Raw genomic sequence first — 13,801 nt, 5'->3', positions numbered from 1 at the left:
GCGGTTTTCCTGGCCGGTCACCCGCTGTGCGCAGCGGCCTCCGTGCCGCAGGAATGGTTGTCGGGCGGCGAGCGTCGCCCCAGCCAAGTCCTTTGAGGAGAAACCAGATGCTCGGTATGTACATGGCGGTTCAGGACTGGGTTCAGCGGCGGCTGGCGGTGTCCAGGGATCGCCAGAGCGGAGCGTCCGCGGTCGAGTACGGGTTGCTGATCGGTCTGATCGCGATCGCCGTGATCGCGGTGCTGGTCGTACTCGGCCCGAAGCTGGCCGGCATGTTCACCGAGGTCGAGACGAACCTGCCGACCTCGGGTTCATGATCCGACGGGGCAGCACGAACGACCGGGGCGCCGCTGCCGTCGAGTTCGCGCTCGTGCTGCCCCTCCTGCTGCTCGTGGTGTTCGGTCTGATCGACTTCGGGCGGGCGCTCAACGAGCAGATCGTGCTCACCCAGGCCGCCCGCGAGGGCGCCAGGGCCGCCGCGCTCGGCGGCACGGACGCGGTCGACAGAACCCGCTCCGCCGCCGAGCCACTGTCCGGTGTGGCCGTCTCGGTCACCACCTGTCCGGCCACCCCCGGGGCGGCCAGCGACGCGGTGGTCTTCGCGAACCACGGGTTCACGTTCATCACACCCATCGGGGCGTTCGTCGACATGTTCCGCGACAGCACCGCGGGCGCGCCGATCACGTTGACCGGCAAGGGAGTCATGCGGTGTCTTGGTTGATCGACCGGGTGAGGAGGCACGGCACGGACCGCGGCGCGGTCACCGTGCTCGTCGCGGGGCTGCTGTGCGCCAGCCTTCTGCTCGGCATCGGCGCGCTCGTGATCGACTCCGGTCAGCTCCGCGCCGAGCGGGCGGAGCTGCAGAACGGCGCCGACGCCGCGGTGTTCGCCCTCGCGCAGGACTGCGGGGACGGCGACGGCTGCCCCACCACCCCCTACGCGACGGCCACGCGGTACGGCGGGGCGAACGCCGCCGACGGAGTGTCGACGGCGAACCTGGTGTGCGGTCGCGACGGCGCGAACCGCCTCACCGCGTGCCCGGCGGAGGGCCAGAGCCCGTGCCTCGGCCAGCGTCCGGCCGCCGGGAACTTCGTCGAGGTACGCACGAGCACCCGGCTGACGGACGGGTCCACTGTGCTGCCTCCCGTGTTCGGCCGGGTCCTGCTCGGCGAGTCCTACGACGGTCGGGGCGTGCTCGCGTGCGCCAGGGCGGCGTGGGGTGGCCCGCGCGCCGCACAAGGGCTCGGCATGACGATCTCGCTGTGCGAGTGGCAGGCCGCCACCTCGTCCGGCTCGGTGTTCGCGCAGGCGCCGCCGGCCACCGTGTCGGCGAGCGTGGAGCGCGTGCTCATCCTGCACGGCAGCGGCCTCGCGTGTGCTGGCGGACCGTCCGGTTGGGACCTGCCGGGCGGCTTCGGATGGCTCAACGACGACACCGGCGCGTGTCAGACGCAGGTCGACATCACCGGGACCTACCAGGACAGCACGGGACTCGGTGTGTCGCACGCGTGCCGGGCCGTACTGGACAGTGCCAGGACCAACCGCGAGACCGTGCTCGTGCCGGTGTTCGACGGCGCGGGCGGCACCGGCCACAACGGCTACTACCACCTGCGGGGCTTCGCCTCGTTCGTGATCACCGGATACAACCTGACCGGCCAGCCGGCCGCGTCGACGTTGACCAACCGCAAGCCGTGCACCGGTGACGAGAAGTGCGTGTCCGGCTACTTCACCCGCGACCTGATCACGACCGCGACCGCGCTCGGCGGTCCGGACATGGGCGCCACCACCGTCCAGCTGCTCGGCTGAAATGGACAGTCCACATGAGCGAAGCTTGCGTAGCGAATCATCGGAAACCAGGGCGCCGCCGCGCCTGCGGAGGGTGCCGGAGGAGCGGAGCCTGCGGAGCGTTCCGGCACCACGGAGCGGGCGCGGCGGGGTCATGAAACGATCTGCACTGGTTTTCGGGCTGTCGCTCGTGCTCGCCACGGTCGGCACCCTCGCGGTCGTGTACTACGTCCGGCAGGCCGACGCCCGGGCGCTCGCCGGCAAGAACGCGGTGACCGTGCTGGTCGCCGACCAGTTGGTGCCGGCGGGCACCAGCGCCGGCGACGCCCAGCGGTCCGGTGTGCTGCGGGCCGAGCCGATGCCGGTGGACTCGGTGCCGGCCGACGCGCTCGGCGCGGTGGGTCCGGACGTGGCCCCACTGGTCGCGGCCGCGGACATCCAGCCCGGCCAGCTCGTGCTGCGCACGCTGTTCGTCGACAAGGCGCCGGCGTCGAGCCCGCTGCCCATCCCGGCCGGCAGGGTCGCGGTCACCGTCCAGTTGGGACTGCCGCAGGACGTCGCCGGCTACGTGACGCCCGGCGCCGAGGTCGCGGTGTTCGACACCGGCACCGACGGTGCCCGACCCCTTCTGCTGATCCCGCGGATCGCCGTCCTCGCGGTCGGCCCGGCCGAAGTGGACGGTCAACCCGCACCGGACGCGGCGGCCGGCGTGCTGCTGACCTTCGCGGCGAGCGCCGAAGAAGCCGAACTGCTCGTCCACCGGGCCGCGTCGCTCCACCTCGCACTTCTCCGCGAAGCCTGACAAGGGAAACAGTATGACCATCTTCTGCACCGCGGGCGACCCGCCGGGACCGCTGGCCGCCGCGCTGGGCGCGGGCGTCCACGTCGTCACCGATCTGTCCGAGGTGGACACCGCGCTGGCGGCGCGGCCCGGCGAGTCGCTGGTGGTCCTCGGTCCCGGTGTCTCGTTGCGGGAGGCCAGCGACTTCGCCGCCGCGTACCGGCTGCGGCGCCCGGCGCTCGGCGTGGTGCTGGTGCGACACGCGCCCGGCATCGAGGACTACTCGCAGGCGCTCCGCTCGGGGATCCGCGAGGTCGTCGACGCGGCCGATCCGGTGGCGCTCACCGAGGCATGCGCACGCTCCCGCGCGCTGTCCGAGTCGGCACAGGTCGCCCCGGCCGGCACCCAGGCCGGCAAGGTCGTCACGGTGTTCTCGAGCAAGGGCGGCTGCGGCAAGACGACCCTGGCCACCAACCTCGCGGTCACCCTGCACGCAGGCGGCCGGCGGGTCTGCCTCGTCGACCTCGACCTGGCGTTCGGCGACGTGGCGATCTCCCTTCGGCTGGAGCCGAAACGCACGCTGATCGACGCGGTCGGGATGGGCGAGGACCTGGACGAGACCGGTGTCGCCGGGCTGCTCACGCGTTTTCGCCCCGGCCTGGACTGCGTGCTCGCGCCGGTGGAACCCGGAGATGCCGAGCGGGTGCCGGCCTCGCTGGTCACCGACCTGCTCACGGTGCTGCGCGGGATGTTCGACTACGTGGTGATCGACACCCCGCCCCAGTTCAACGAGCACGTGCTGAAGGCCCTGGACGGCGCCGACCACCACGTCCTGGTCACCACGCCGGACATGCCGACGCTGAAGAACCTCCGGCTGACCATCGAGATGCTGGACGTCCTGTCCTACCCGAGGGACATCCGCGCCATCGTGCTCAACCGCGAGGACCCGCGCACCGGCATGACCGCGGCGGACGTGGAACACGTGCTCAAGACCCCGGTCGCGGCACGGATCCCGGCGAGCCTGGAGGTCACCGCGTCGGTCAACCGGGGCGTGCCGATCGCCGCCGAGCAGCCGAGCCACAAGGTCAGCGCGGCCATCCGCGAGTTCGGCGACCGTCGGCTCGCCGGGAAGGGCGCACAGGAACGCCCACGACGCGGGTTGTTCGCGCTGCAGCGCAGGAGGAGCCGCCATGAAGCTCAGTGAACGCCTCGCGCAGCAACGCTCAGGTCCCCCGCAGGCGGACGAGCCGGACAGCGCAACGCATGCCGAGCCGCCGTCGAGGTCGGGCACGTCCGGCCCCCTGGCCGCGGTCAAGAACCGGGTGCACCGGGCGCTGCTCGACACGCTCGGCCCGAAGATCTACGAGGACCGGCTGGACGAGCAGGAGCTGGAGCAGCGGGTGCGGCAGACCGTCCAGGACGTGATCGACGACGACGACACCCCGCTGACCGCTGGCGAGCGCGGCCGGGTCGCGGTCGAGGTCGTCGACGAGGTCCTCGGGCACGGTCCGCTCGAACCGCTCCTGCGGGACCCCGACATCAGCGAGATCATGGTGAACGGCCCCGAGCGGATCTTCGTCGAGCGCGCCGGCCGCCTCTCGGCGGTCGACGCGTCGTTCACCGACGAGAACCACCTGCGGCGGGTCATCGACAAGATCGTGGCCAGGGTGGGCCGCCGGGTCGACGAGGCCAGCCCCATGGTCGACGCGCGCCTCATGGACGGCAGCCGGGTGAACGCCGTGATCCCGCCGATCGCGCTGGACGGCTCGTCGCTCACGATCCGCAAGTTCGCCGCCGACCCGCTCCAGGTGGCCGACCTGATCCGGTTCGGGACGCTGACCGCGCCGGTGGCCGGACTGCTCGAGGCCTGTGTGCGTGGCCGGCTGAACATCCTCATCTCGGGCGGCACCGGGTCGGGCAAGACCACCACGCTCAACGTGCTGTCCTCGTTCATCCCGCACGACGAGCGCATCGTGACCATCGAGGACGCGGCCGAGCTGCAGCTGCGGCAGGACCACGTGATGCGCATGGAGTCGCGTGCCGCCAACATCGAGGGCCGGGGCGAGATCCCGATCCGTGCCCTCGTGCGCAACTCGCTGCGGATGCGACCGGACCGCATCGTCGTCGGCGAGGTCCGTGACGGGGCGGCGCTGGACATGCTGCAGGCGATGAACACCGGCCACGACGGGTCGCTGACCACCGTGCACGCCAACACGCCACGGGACTCGATGTCCCGGCTGGAGACCATGGTGCTGATGGCGGGGATGGACCTGCCGAGCCGGGCGATCCGCGAGCAGATCGGCTCCGCGGTCGACCTGGTCATCCAGCAGGCGAGGCTCTCCGACGGCAGCCGCCGGATCACCCACATCACCGAGGTGACCGGCATGGAGGGCGACGTGCTGACGCTGCAGGACCTGTTCCTGTTCGACTACGGCGCCGGCGTCGACGACAAGGGACGCTTCCGCGGCACGCTGCGCTCGACCGGACTGCGCCCGAGTTTCGCCGAGCGACTCGCCGACCACGGCATCGCCATGCCCGCCAACCTGTTCGACTTCGCCACGAGGTGAAGCGGATGCGACTACTCGCCGCGCTGGCAGCGGTGGCGCTGACCGGCACGCCCGCGGCGGCGGACACCCCACGGGCGACGGTGGTCGTCGTGCTCGACACCAGCGGGTCCATGAAGGGCGCCTGGGGGACGGCGGCACTGTCCGCGGCGCGGACCTACCTCGACGCGCTGCCCGAGGACGTCGCCGCCGGGCTGGTCACGTTCGGGGTGCACCCGGTGCTGTCCGTGCCCCCGACGCTGGACCGTGCCCGGCTCACGGCGGCGCTGGCCACGGACTGGACGGCACCCGCGTCCCCGGTCCACGACGCGGTCGCGCTGGCGGCGGAGACCGCCGGCCGGTTCCCCGGCCAGCGGCGGGTGCTGGTCCTGTCCGACTGCGACGATTTGGGCAGCTCGCTGACCCGCCACGGCATGACGGAGGCGCTCACCAGCCACCGGGTCACCGTCGACGTGCTCACGGGCACGAGCGTGGCCGGCGGGTGCGGCGAGGCCGTGCGCGAGACGGGTGGGCGGCTGCTGACGCCGGGCGAGGTCGCGGACCGCGCCGCGGAGCTCGCGTCCGCGCCGTTCCCGTCGAGGCCCGCGCCGCCGGCCTGGCCGCTGGGGCTCGCACTGGGCACGGTGTTCGTCTCCCTGCTGGGGCTCGGGGTCATCGGGTTCCGGCGGCTGCGTGGCGCGTCCCGGCACTCGAAGCTGGTGAGCGCGCTCGCGCCGTACCGCGCCGCCCCCGACCGGCGATCGGAGGCGCGGAACGACCGGGCGCCCGCCCTGCGACCGCTGCTGCGGCTCGCGAACCGGTTCCTGCGCTGGCGCCACCAGCACGGCAAGCTCGCCGACGCACTCGACCTGGCCGGCCTGCCACTGCGTCCGGCGGAGTGGTTGCTGGTCAGGGCCGGGGTGAGCGCGGGACTCGGCGCACTGCCGGCCCTGCTCGGGATGGCACTGGTGGGCGCACTGGTCGGGTTCGTGCTCGGCTGGCTGGTCACGCGGCTGTACCTGCGCATGCGGATCTCGCGCCGGCGTGGCGCGTTCGCCGATCAGCTGCCGGACACCCTGCAGCTGGTGGTGGGCGCGCTGCAGGCCGGGTTCTCACTGCCGCAGGCGCTGGCCGCCGTGGTCCGGGAGGACACGAAGCCGATCTCCGGCGAGATCGCCCGCGCGCTGGCCAGGACCCGACTCGGCGTGTCGGTGGAGGACGCGCTGGAGGCGGTCGCCGAACGGATGGGCTCGGCCGACTTCGCCTGGACCGTGATGGCGATCCGGATCCAGCGTCAGGTCGGCGGCAACCTGGCCGAACTGCTGACGACGACCGTCCGCACGATGCGCGACCGCGGTCAGCTCCGCCGGCACGTCAAGGCGCTCTCCGCGGAGGGCCGGCTGTCCGCCTACGTGCTGATCGGCCTGCCGATCGGGCTGGCGCTGTGGATGTTCGTGAGCCGACGGTCCTATCTGGAGCCTCTGTACACGCACCCGATCGGCTGGGTGCTCAGCGCGGTGGCGGTGTCGTCGGTGTCCCTCGGCTGGTTCTGGATGAGCCGCCTGGTCAAGGTGGAGGTCTGAGGTCGTGCTTGCCATTGGCCTGTCGGCACTGGCCGCCGGAATCGTGCTGGCTGTCCTCGGGGTGGCGTCGCCGCGGACGATGCGGCGTCGGCTGGCCGCGAAGGTCGCCGCGCTCGAGGCCTACGGGCGCACCACCGTCTCCTCCGGGCCGGAGGACCAGGCGACCGACGGCCTGCCTCCCCTGCTGGCCCGGCTACGGGCCGTCGCGACCGTGTTGTCGCCGTCGACCGTGACCACCTCGCTGGCCCGCCGGCTCGACGTCGCCGGCAACCCGGCGAGCTGGACGGTCGAGAAGGTGCTCGCCGCCAAGGGGCTCGGGTTGTTCGCCACCGCCGCGGTGGGTTTGCTGCTCGGCCTCTCCTCACCCGTGAGCGCGCTGGGGTTCGCCGGCCTCGGCGGGCTCGCCGGGTTCTTCCTGCCCGACCTGCTGCTGTACAACACGGGCGGCAAGCGGCAGGCCGTGATCCGCAAGGAGCTTCCGGACACCCTCGACATGCTCACCGTGTGCGTGGAGGCCGGGCTCGGCTTCGACGCGGCGGTGGCGCAGGTCGGACACGAGACGAAGGGACCGCTGGCGGCGGAGTTCCTGCGCATGCTGCACGAGACGCAGCTCGGACAGTCCCGTGTGGAGACTCTGCGTGCCCTCGCCGACCGGACCACCGTCGCCGAGCTGCGGGCGTTCGCCTCCGCGCTCGTGCAGGCCGCCGAGCTCGGTGTGCCGACCGGGCGCGTGCTCCGCGAACAGGCCAAGGAGATGCGGGTCAAGCAGCGCCAGCTCGCCGAGGAGAAGGCCCAGAAGCTACCGGTGAAGATCCTCTTCCCACTGATGTTCTGCATCTTCCCAGCGCTCTTTGTGGTGGTCCTAGGCCCAGCGGCGATCTCGATGTTCCAGTCGTTCCAGTGACATGGCCTCGCTCCCGCTCGGCGTTCGCGGGCCTTAACCCGGCGTCTTCCCTCCTGCGCGCGCAGATCCCTGGGCTCGTCCCTCGCACAGGGATCTCCGTGCTCGTCAGTCCAGACGCCGGCGGCCCGCTCAGGTGCAACTAATCCGCAACCGACCCGCACCCTGCCCATCACCCGAAGCGCTCGCCTACCAGGTGACAGGACGAGAACACCGAGTAGTCGAAATGGGTGGGCCATGACAATCCGGTTGGTCGTCGTCGACGGTCACACGCTGCATCGGGTCGGTTTGACACATCTCGTCCGCCAGCATCCGGACGTCGAGATCGTCGGGGAGGCCACCACGGCGGCCGACGCGGTCACGATGGTCGCCGCGCTGGAGCCGGACGTGGTCACCGTCGACGTCGCGTTACCGGACAAGAACGGGCTCGCGCTGGCCCGTGAGCTCCGGGACCGGTGGCAGTCGCTCGGGATCGTCGTGCTGACCTCGTTCGGCGAGGACGACGTCCTGTTCCGCGCCATGGAGACCGGGGTGTCCGCGTTCGTGCCGAAGACCGCGCCGGAACAGGAGATCATCACGGCCGTCCGGCACGCGGCGGTCGCCGCGTCCTCGTTCACCGCGCCGGGGCTACTGGCCGCGCTCGACCGGCTGCGCGAGGCCCGCGAGCAGTCGCCACTGACCCGCCGCGAGATCGACGTCCTGCGTCACCTGCACCGCGGTCTGTCCATTCCGGACGTCGCGCGTGCGCTGTTCGTAAGCACCTCGACGGCGAAGACGTACGTGGCTCGGATCTACGAGAAGCTCGGAGTCTCCAGCCGGGTGCAGGCACTACAGGCCGGCACGGAGCTGGGCGTCCTCCCCCGCCATCCCGCCACCGTCTGACTCAGGTCCACGTCGCTCCCTCGGGAGCCGTGGTCTGCCGGTGCACCCGACCCGTCGACCACTCGGTGATCTCCGAGCCGACCAGCAGCCTGCCCCCGGGGTTGGTGAACGAGGTGGCCGACATCCGGACGTACCAGCCGCCGTTCTGGGCGTGGGTCTGGACGAGCTTGGTCCGGTACCCCTCGGCGTGGTTCCCGATCGCCTCGTTGCGGCCCCCGCCGGACGCCAGCGGGTACAGCCACAGCGCGGTGTCCATGGTGTGCGTCGCCTGGTTGTCGACGATGTGGTTGTCGCTCACGCGGGAGCCGGTGAGGACCCCGGTCATGCTGATGCCCGTCGCGTACGAGTTGAGCACCGTCCCGCCGGCGGCGACCGTGCCGCGGCCGGTGTTGAGGACAGTGTTGTCACGAACCGTGACGTAGCGGCCGTGACACGACACCCGGATGCCCGCGGCCAGCGCGTTCTCGACGTGGTTTCCGCTGATTCGCACGTTCGTGTCGGTCGCGGTCGCACTCAGCACCGGTCGGTACCAGTCGATGCCGTTCGCGCCGGAGTCGGTCTTCGAGGACCCGGCGTACGTGCCGTTCCTGAAGACGATGGTGTTGCCGTCGATCGTCGCGTTCTCGATCCCGACGGTCGCGGTGGCCAACCTGATCCCGGCCACCGAAAGGCCGGCCACGAAGAACGGCGCCCAGCCCTGGGTGTCGAGTGTGATGGTGTTGCTCCGGATGGTGACGTTCCGCAGGCCGGGGGACGTGTTGATCCCGCCGACATAGGGCATCGACCACAGCTGCACGCCGATGGCGGCGTCCATGATCGAGTTTCCCGCGCAGACGATGCCCTCCCCCGTGGTGTGGCCGACCCCGGTGAGGTTGATGCCGACGCGGTAGTTGCTGATCCGGTTGCCGGTGATGGTCTGCGACGAGCCGTGGGTCTCGATCGCCGTGCGCGCGGACTTCGAACCAGAGCCCTTGGTGGTGAACACGTTGTTGGTCACCCAGCAGGACTGCGCTGTCGTGGAGTGGTGGTAGATGGCCGAGTGGTCGTGGTCGATCGGCGACGAGCCGTACTCGAAGACGCACTCGGCGACCAGCAGGTTCCCCACCGTGCCGTTCGCGGAGATGGCACTCACGTTGTCCTGGTCGGTGAACCTGACCCGGCGCACCGCGATCCCCGCGCTCGCGGCCGTCACGTACACGCAGAACCTCGGCTTGCCCGACATCAGCGACCGCGTGCTGGTCAGCTGGTTGTTGGTGTTGTTCTGGTCGACGCACAGATCCTCGATCCGCGCCCCGCCCGCGTCGCCCTGGCCGCTCGTGAGGATGCCAAGGTACTCGCCCTGGGCGTTCGCCAACCTGATGGTGCTGGCGTTCGGGCCGGCGCCGCGCAGGGTGACATTGGCGCGGAGGGTGAGGGCGTTGGTCCCGTACCGGATGGACACCTTGTAGGTCCCGGCGGGGAAGGACACGACGCCGCCCCCGGCCGCCGCGGCCGCGTCGATGGCGGACTGGATCGCGGCCGTGTCGTCGGTGACGCCGTCACCCGCGGCCTGGTGTCGCAGGACATCGAACTCGAGGCTCCGCGAGACGGCGGCGGTGTCCGCGACCGCCGCGGGGACGTAACCGGCGCCGCCGGCCAGCCCGACCCCGGCGAGCCCGGCCAGCATGCCTCGACGCGACATGCCGGCCCGGCCGGCCGGTTCGGGGGCGTCTCCACCCCGGGCAATACGGATCGTCACCGCTCCTCCAGTCGATTCACTCGTTAGAACCAACATTCTGGAAAGTCGGCTACAGATCGTCACTAATTAGGGTTGCGGCCAAGATGCGGGCGGTCGGAGGACACGCTGTCCCACCATCGAGACGGCGTGTCCCCCGACCGGACGACCGGACCGTCAGTGCCGGCTCAGTGCTCCCAGGGTGGCAGCGGTGGGGCGTCACCGGCCCTGTGCCGTGCCGGCGGCGGGGTCGTGGTGACCGGCTGCTCGGACCGCGTGACCTGTTCCCGCGTGGCCTGTTCACGTGTGGCCTGTTCCTGACGCATGGCGTCCTCGCGGCCGCGATCGTAGGCCTCGCTCTGCGCCCGCGCGGCCGGGATGTCGTGTTCGGCGCGGGTGAGCCAGCGGTCCCAGCGGTCCTGCATCGGACGCAGCAGTCCACCGCCGACGCCGACCACGAGGATGCCGACGACGGCCGCCAACACCGCGATCAGCACCGGTCCGGTCACGGTGGTCGCGATGCCGACCTGGTTGAGCGCGGCGATCACGCCGAGCACGATCACGGCCACCTGGATGATCTTCGCCATGAGCGGGCCGAAGCTGAGCGCACCCATCGCGGCCATGGCCAAGTCACGTAGGATGCTGGCCGCGGCCGTGGCGATGATCACGATCAGGACGGCGACGATGGCGCGGGGCAGCCAGGCGACGATCGAGGTCAGCACGTCGCTGACCGGGTTCGAGCCGAATACGCCGAACGCGAGCTGCAAGGTGATCAGCATGACGGCGTAGAACACCAGTGCCGCGATCAAACCACTCGCGTCGAACTTCGACCGCTCGAGTGCCTGCTTGATCCCGCCCCGCTCGACCACCGCGTCGAAGTTCATCCGGTGGAGGACGACCGACACGGCCTTGCGCAGTGCCTTGGCGACCAGCCAGCCGATCAGGAGGATCACCAGGAAGACGACGAACTTCGGCAGAAAGGTGATCACCATCCGCAGTACGTCGTTGAACGATTCCGTAATGTTCATCGTGTTTCACTTTCTTAGTAGGCGACCGGCTGGGTCCAGCGCACCGCCTTGTGCGCCGGGATCACGGCGATCACCAGACCGGACACGGCGATGACGAGGTGCCACCATCCGTCCTGGACGGTCAGGCCGAGAGGGTCGCCCAGCCGCGACAACGGGTTGGCCGCGACCAAGCCGTTGAGCATGAGTCCCCAGGCGAACAACAGCCCTCCACCGAGGAACAGCAGCCAGCCGAACGTCCGGGCGGTGGCCGAGGCGAGACTCGCCGCCATCCCGAGCATGCCGGCCACCAGGAAGATCTGGGACTGGAGTGGGTTCAGGGTCAACCCGAAGATCGACACCTGGTCGAAGTCGACGCCGGTCCCGATCCGAAACAGACCGAACCCTCCGGCGACTACCAACAGCACGGACTCGAGCGCGGCGAGCAACTGAGCCGGCTGCATTCCCTTGACAACTAAGTGTGCTTCGTCGTTCGAGTAAGCCATGGCTGCCCCTTTGCCGGCGTGGCCACATCACCACTCGGCTCACGTACCCGACAACAGTCCATTTGAAACGGTCGGAAAATCGCCGCAGGAACAATTTCCCGACCACTGTGGACAGTTGGCGACAAAGTCCCGAAAATCGCCACGCAGAGTACTCGGACAGTCCTCTTGAGACAGATCGATCCTTTTTGTACGGAGAACTGTTTGGCATGTGAGCGCGGTGGTACGACCTCTTCCGGGGGTAATCAGGGTCTGCGCGACAAGAGGAGCACGAGGATGAAAACCGGAGCACGGGTCGCGTTGGGAGTTGGGGTGGGCTACCTCCTGGGACGCACGAAGAAGATGCGGTTGGCACTGATGATCGCGAGCGCTGGAGCCACCGGTTCCCTGAACCCGCTGAAGCGCGGGATGCAGCAGCTCGGTGAGTTGTCCGAGCTCGGCAAGATCGCCGAGACCGCGCGCGGTGAGTTGCTCGCCGCGGCCAGGACCGCGGCGATGAGCGCCGTGAGCAGCCGGATCGACTCGTTGAGCGAGCGGCTCGGTGATCATGAGATCGGCGGGCTCGGCAAGGTCGGCAAGGCCAAGGACGAGCAGTCCGAAGAGGACACACCGAAGGACGAGGAAGACCAGGTCGCCGACGAGGGCTCCGCCGAGGAGCCCGCCGAGGACGAAACCGAAGCCGAGGACGAAGCCGAAGCCGAGGACGAAGAGCCTCAGGAGGAGACGGAAGACGTGGCCGATGACGAGGAGTCCATGGAGGACGACGCGGAGCCCGCCGAGGACGAAGCCGAAGCCGAGGACGAGGAACCGGCTGCCCCGCGTCGCCGGGCCCCGGCGAGGCAGGCGACGTCACGGCGGCGGACCTCGGCACGGCCGGAGGAGGACGAGGAGTCCTCGCCGTCACGGCGCACCAGTACCCGCAGCCGGACCGGCCGTACCCCGGTTCGCCGCACGAGGAAGTGACCACGATGGTCGAGCAGGCGAAGAAGGCGAAGGAAGCCGCCTCGGCGCCCGGGAACCCACTCGGGCAGTCGGTACAGAAGTTGGTCGGGGTCGCGACCAAGCGACTCGCGACCACGGTGACGGGCAAGGTCGGTCAGCTGACCGCGTTCGCCACCAACGGCGGTAAGTCCGCCGCGAGCAAGGCGCAGGGCGAAGCCGACCAGGACGACTCCGGCGACGACAGCAACGGCAACGGCAAAGGCGAGGGCAAAGGCGAGGGCGGTGACCGGTTCAAGGTCACGAGCCTCATCGAGCAGATCGACGTCGGCGCCCCGGCAGGGCAGGTCTACGACGAGTGGGCCCGGTTCGAGGACTTCCCCGACCTGTGGTCGCACCGATCCTCGGAGTCCACGCTCGTCGAGGAGGTGCCGCACGAGCGGATGGTGTGGATGTCCGAAAGGGACTCGGAACACATCGACGCCGCGGTGACCTTCCACGAGCTGGCGCCGGACCTGACCCGGGTCGTCCTCGTGCTGGAGTACCACCCGAAGAACATCGTCGAGCGGACCGGGAACCTCTGGCGGGCACGCGCAGGTCGGGCTCGTCACGAGCTCAAGAACTTCCAGCGCTACGTGATGACCCACGCTGTCCTGCATTCCGAAGAGGAAGAGCCGCCGCAGCAGGAGAAACCGCGCTCGCGCGCAAGCCGCGGCACGGCGGCCACGAAGACCAAACCAACCACCAGACAGAGGAGTCGGGCATGACCACAGCCGTACAACCAGCCGGCGGAGGCGGCGGCGTCGAACGCCCGTCGGCGTCCGGGCTGGCCGACGTCATCGACACCATTCTGGACAAGGGCCTCGTGCTCGACGCCTACGTGCGGGTTTCGCTGGTGGGCATCGAACTGCTCACCATCGACGCCCGCGTGGTGATCGCGAGCGTCGACACCTACCTGCGGTTCGCGGAGGCGGTGAACCGGCTGGAGATCTCGAACACCGAGCAGAAGGGCCTGCCCGACCTGCTCGACGACGTGACGAGCGGCGGCGCCAAGTCGAAGACGAAGGGCGTGCTCGACGCGGCCGGTGACAAGCTGAAGGAGTTCCTCAACGAGGACTCCTCGGACAGCCGCGAGCGGGTCCGGCGCGGCAGGGATGGGTGACTGA

15 protein-coding genes are annotated in these 13,801 nt (G+C 70.2%); 12 read left to right on the top strand and 3 right to left on the bottom strand.

Annotation, left to right across the window (positions count from 1 at the left end; genetic code table 11):
• Positions 1-107: 107 nt before the first annotated feature.
• From VF106_RS00475 to VF106_RS00435, 9 genes are all read left to right on the top strand, one after another.
• On the top strand, positions 108-317 hold the full coding sequence (locus VF106_RS00475; RefSeq protein ID WP_330837490.1) for a Flp family type IVb pilin: 210 nt from the start codon (positions 108-110) through the stop codon (positions 315-317).
• Entirely contained in the window at positions 314-721 is a 408-nt protein-coding gene (locus tag VF106_RS00470) for a TadE/TadG family type IV pilus assembly protein (protein WP_330837489.1), read from the top strand. Before VF106_RS00475 ends, VF106_RS00470 begins: the two co-directional genes overlap by 4 nt.
• Positions 709-1,806 carry a TadE/TadG family type IV pilus assembly protein gene (locus VF106_RS00465; protein ID WP_330837488.1) on the top strand — a complete coding sequence of 366 codons (1,098 nt, stop codon included), beginning with the start codon at positions 709-711 and terminating at the stop codon, positions 1,804-1,806. The genes VF106_RS00470 and VF106_RS00465 overlap by 13 nt, the downstream gene beginning before the upstream one ends.
• A 133-nt stretch (positions 1,807-1,939) precedes the next feature.
• A complete protein-coding gene (locus VF106_RS00460; protein WP_330837487.1) occupies positions 1,940-2,587 on the top strand; it encodes an RcpC/CpaB family pilus assembly protein in 648 nt (215 codons plus the stop codon).
• 13 nt (positions 2,588-2,600) lie between these two features.
• A complete protein-coding gene (locus VF106_RS00455) occupies positions 2,601-3,770 on the top strand; it encodes a CpaE/TadZ family protein (RefSeq protein ID WP_330837486.1) in 1,170 nt (389 codons plus the stop codon).
• A complete protein-coding gene (locus tag VF106_RS00450; protein ID WP_330837485.1) occupies positions 3,757-5,133 on the top strand; it encodes a TadA family conjugal transfer-associated ATPase in 1,377 nt (458 codons plus the stop codon). The genes VF106_RS00455 and VF106_RS00450 overlap by 14 nt, the downstream gene beginning before the upstream one ends.
• Before the next feature lie 5 nt (positions 5,134-5,138).
• Entirely contained in the window at positions 5,139-6,692 is a 1,554-nt protein-coding gene (locus tag VF106_RS00445) for a type II secretion system F family protein (RefSeq protein WP_330837484.1), read from the top strand.
• Positions 6,693-6,696: 4 nt separating this feature from the next.
• A complete protein-coding gene (locus VF106_RS00440) occupies positions 6,697-7,596 on the top strand; it encodes a type II secretion system F family protein (protein WP_330837483.1) in 900 nt (299 codons plus the stop codon).
• Between the two features lie 234 nt (positions 7,597-7,830).
• Positions 7,831-8,475, top strand: coding sequence for a response regulator (locus tag VF106_RS00435; RefSeq protein WP_330837482.1), 645 nt, complete (start codon positions 7,831-7,833; stop codon positions 8,473-8,475).
• A gap of 1 nt (position 8,476) precedes the next feature.
• Here VF106_RS00435 and VF106_RS00430 read toward each other — a convergent pair whose 3' ends face one another.
• The 3 genes from VF106_RS00430 to VF106_RS00420 all read right to left on the bottom strand — a co-directional run bounded on the left by VF106_RS00430 (position 8,477) and on the right by VF106_RS00420 (position 11,699).
• Positions 8,477-10,213 carry a glycosyl hydrolase family 28-related protein gene (locus VF106_RS00430; RefSeq protein WP_330837481.1) on the bottom strand — a complete coding sequence of 579 codons (1,737 nt, stop codon included), beginning with the start codon at positions 10,211-10,213 and terminating at the stop codon, positions 8,477-8,479.
• Between the two features lie 164 nt (positions 10,214-10,377).
• Positions 10,378-11,217, bottom strand: coding sequence for a mechanosensitive ion channel family protein (locus tag VF106_RS00425; RefSeq protein WP_330837480.1), 840 nt, complete (start codon positions 11,215-11,217; stop codon positions 10,378-10,380).
• 14 nt (positions 11,218-11,231) lie between these two features.
• Entirely contained in the window at positions 11,232-11,699 is a 468-nt protein-coding gene (locus VF106_RS00420; protein ID WP_330837479.1) for a DUF4383 domain-containing protein, read from the bottom strand.
• 273 nt (positions 11,700-11,972) lie between these two features.
• Here VF106_RS00420 and VF106_RS00415 point away from each other — a divergent pair, with 273 nt between their 5' ends.
• From VF106_RS00415 to gvpJ, 3 genes are read left to right on the top strand one after another with little or no spacing between them, the layout of a single operon-like run.
• Positions 11,973-12,659: a hypothetical protein gene (locus VF106_RS00415; RefSeq protein WP_330837478.1), complete on the top strand. Its 687-nt coding sequence runs from the start codon at positions 11,973-11,975 to the stop codon at positions 12,657-12,659.
• Entirely contained in the window at positions 12,656-13,402 is a 747-nt protein-coding gene (locus VF106_RS00410) for an SRPBCC family protein (protein ID WP_414638822.1), read from the top strand. Before VF106_RS00415 ends, VF106_RS00410 begins: the two co-directional genes overlap by 4 nt.
• Positions 13,399-13,797, top strand: coding sequence for a gas vesicle protein GvpJ (gene gvpJ, locus VF106_RS00405; protein WP_330837477.1), 399 nt, complete (start codon positions 13,399-13,401; stop codon positions 13,795-13,797). The genes VF106_RS00410 and gvpJ overlap by 4 nt, the downstream gene beginning before the upstream one ends.
• Positions 13,798-13,801: the final 4 nt, after the last annotated feature.

This window comes from Actinophytocola sp. (assembly GCF_036378875.1).
GTDB lineage: Bacteria > Actinomycetota > Actinomycetes > Mycobacteriales > Pseudonocardiaceae > Actinophytocola.
This window is presented reverse-complemented; position numbering and strand designations above follow the sequence as displayed.

Coding starts and splice junctions, on each gene's coding strand:
- VF106_RS00475 (WP_330837490.1), top strand. CDS start 108: ATGCTCGGTATGTACATGGCGGTTCAGGACTGGGTTCAGCGGCGGCTG.
- VF106_RS00470 (WP_330837489.1), top strand. CDS start 314: ATGATCCGACGGGGCAGCACGAACGACCGGGGCGCCGCTGCCGTCGAG.
- VF106_RS00460 (WP_330837487.1), top strand. CDS start 1,940: ATGAAACGATCTGCACTGGTTTTCGGGCTGTCGCTCGTGCTCGCCACG.
- VF106_RS00455 (WP_330837486.1), top strand. CDS start 2,601: ATGACCATCTTCTGCACCGCGGGCGACCCGCCGGGACCGCTGGCCGCC.
- VF106_RS00450 (WP_330837485.1), top strand. CDS start 3,757: ATGAAGCTCAGTGAACGCCTCGCGCAGCAACGCTCAGGTCCCCCGCAG.
- VF106_RS00445 (WP_330837484.1), top strand. CDS start 5,139: ATGCGACTACTCGCCGCGCTGGCAGCGGTGGCGCTGACCGGCACGCCC.
- VF106_RS00435 (WP_330837482.1), top strand. CDS start 7,831: ATGACAATCCGGTTGGTCGTCGTCGACGGTCACACGCTGCATCGGGTC.
- VF106_RS00425 (WP_330837480.1), bottom strand. CDS start 11,217: ATGAACATTACGGAATCGTTCAACGACGTACTGCGGATGGTGATCACC.
- VF106_RS00420 (WP_330837479.1), bottom strand. CDS start 11,699: ATGGCTTACTCGAACGACGAAGCACACTTAGTTGTCAAGGGAATGCAG.
- VF106_RS00415 (WP_330837478.1), top strand. CDS start 11,973: ATGAAAACCGGAGCACGGGTCGCGTTGGGAGTTGGGGTGGGCTACCTC.
- gvpJ (WP_330837477.1), top strand. CDS start 13,399: ATGACCACAGCCGTACAACCAGCCGGCGGAGGCGGCGGCGTCGAACGC.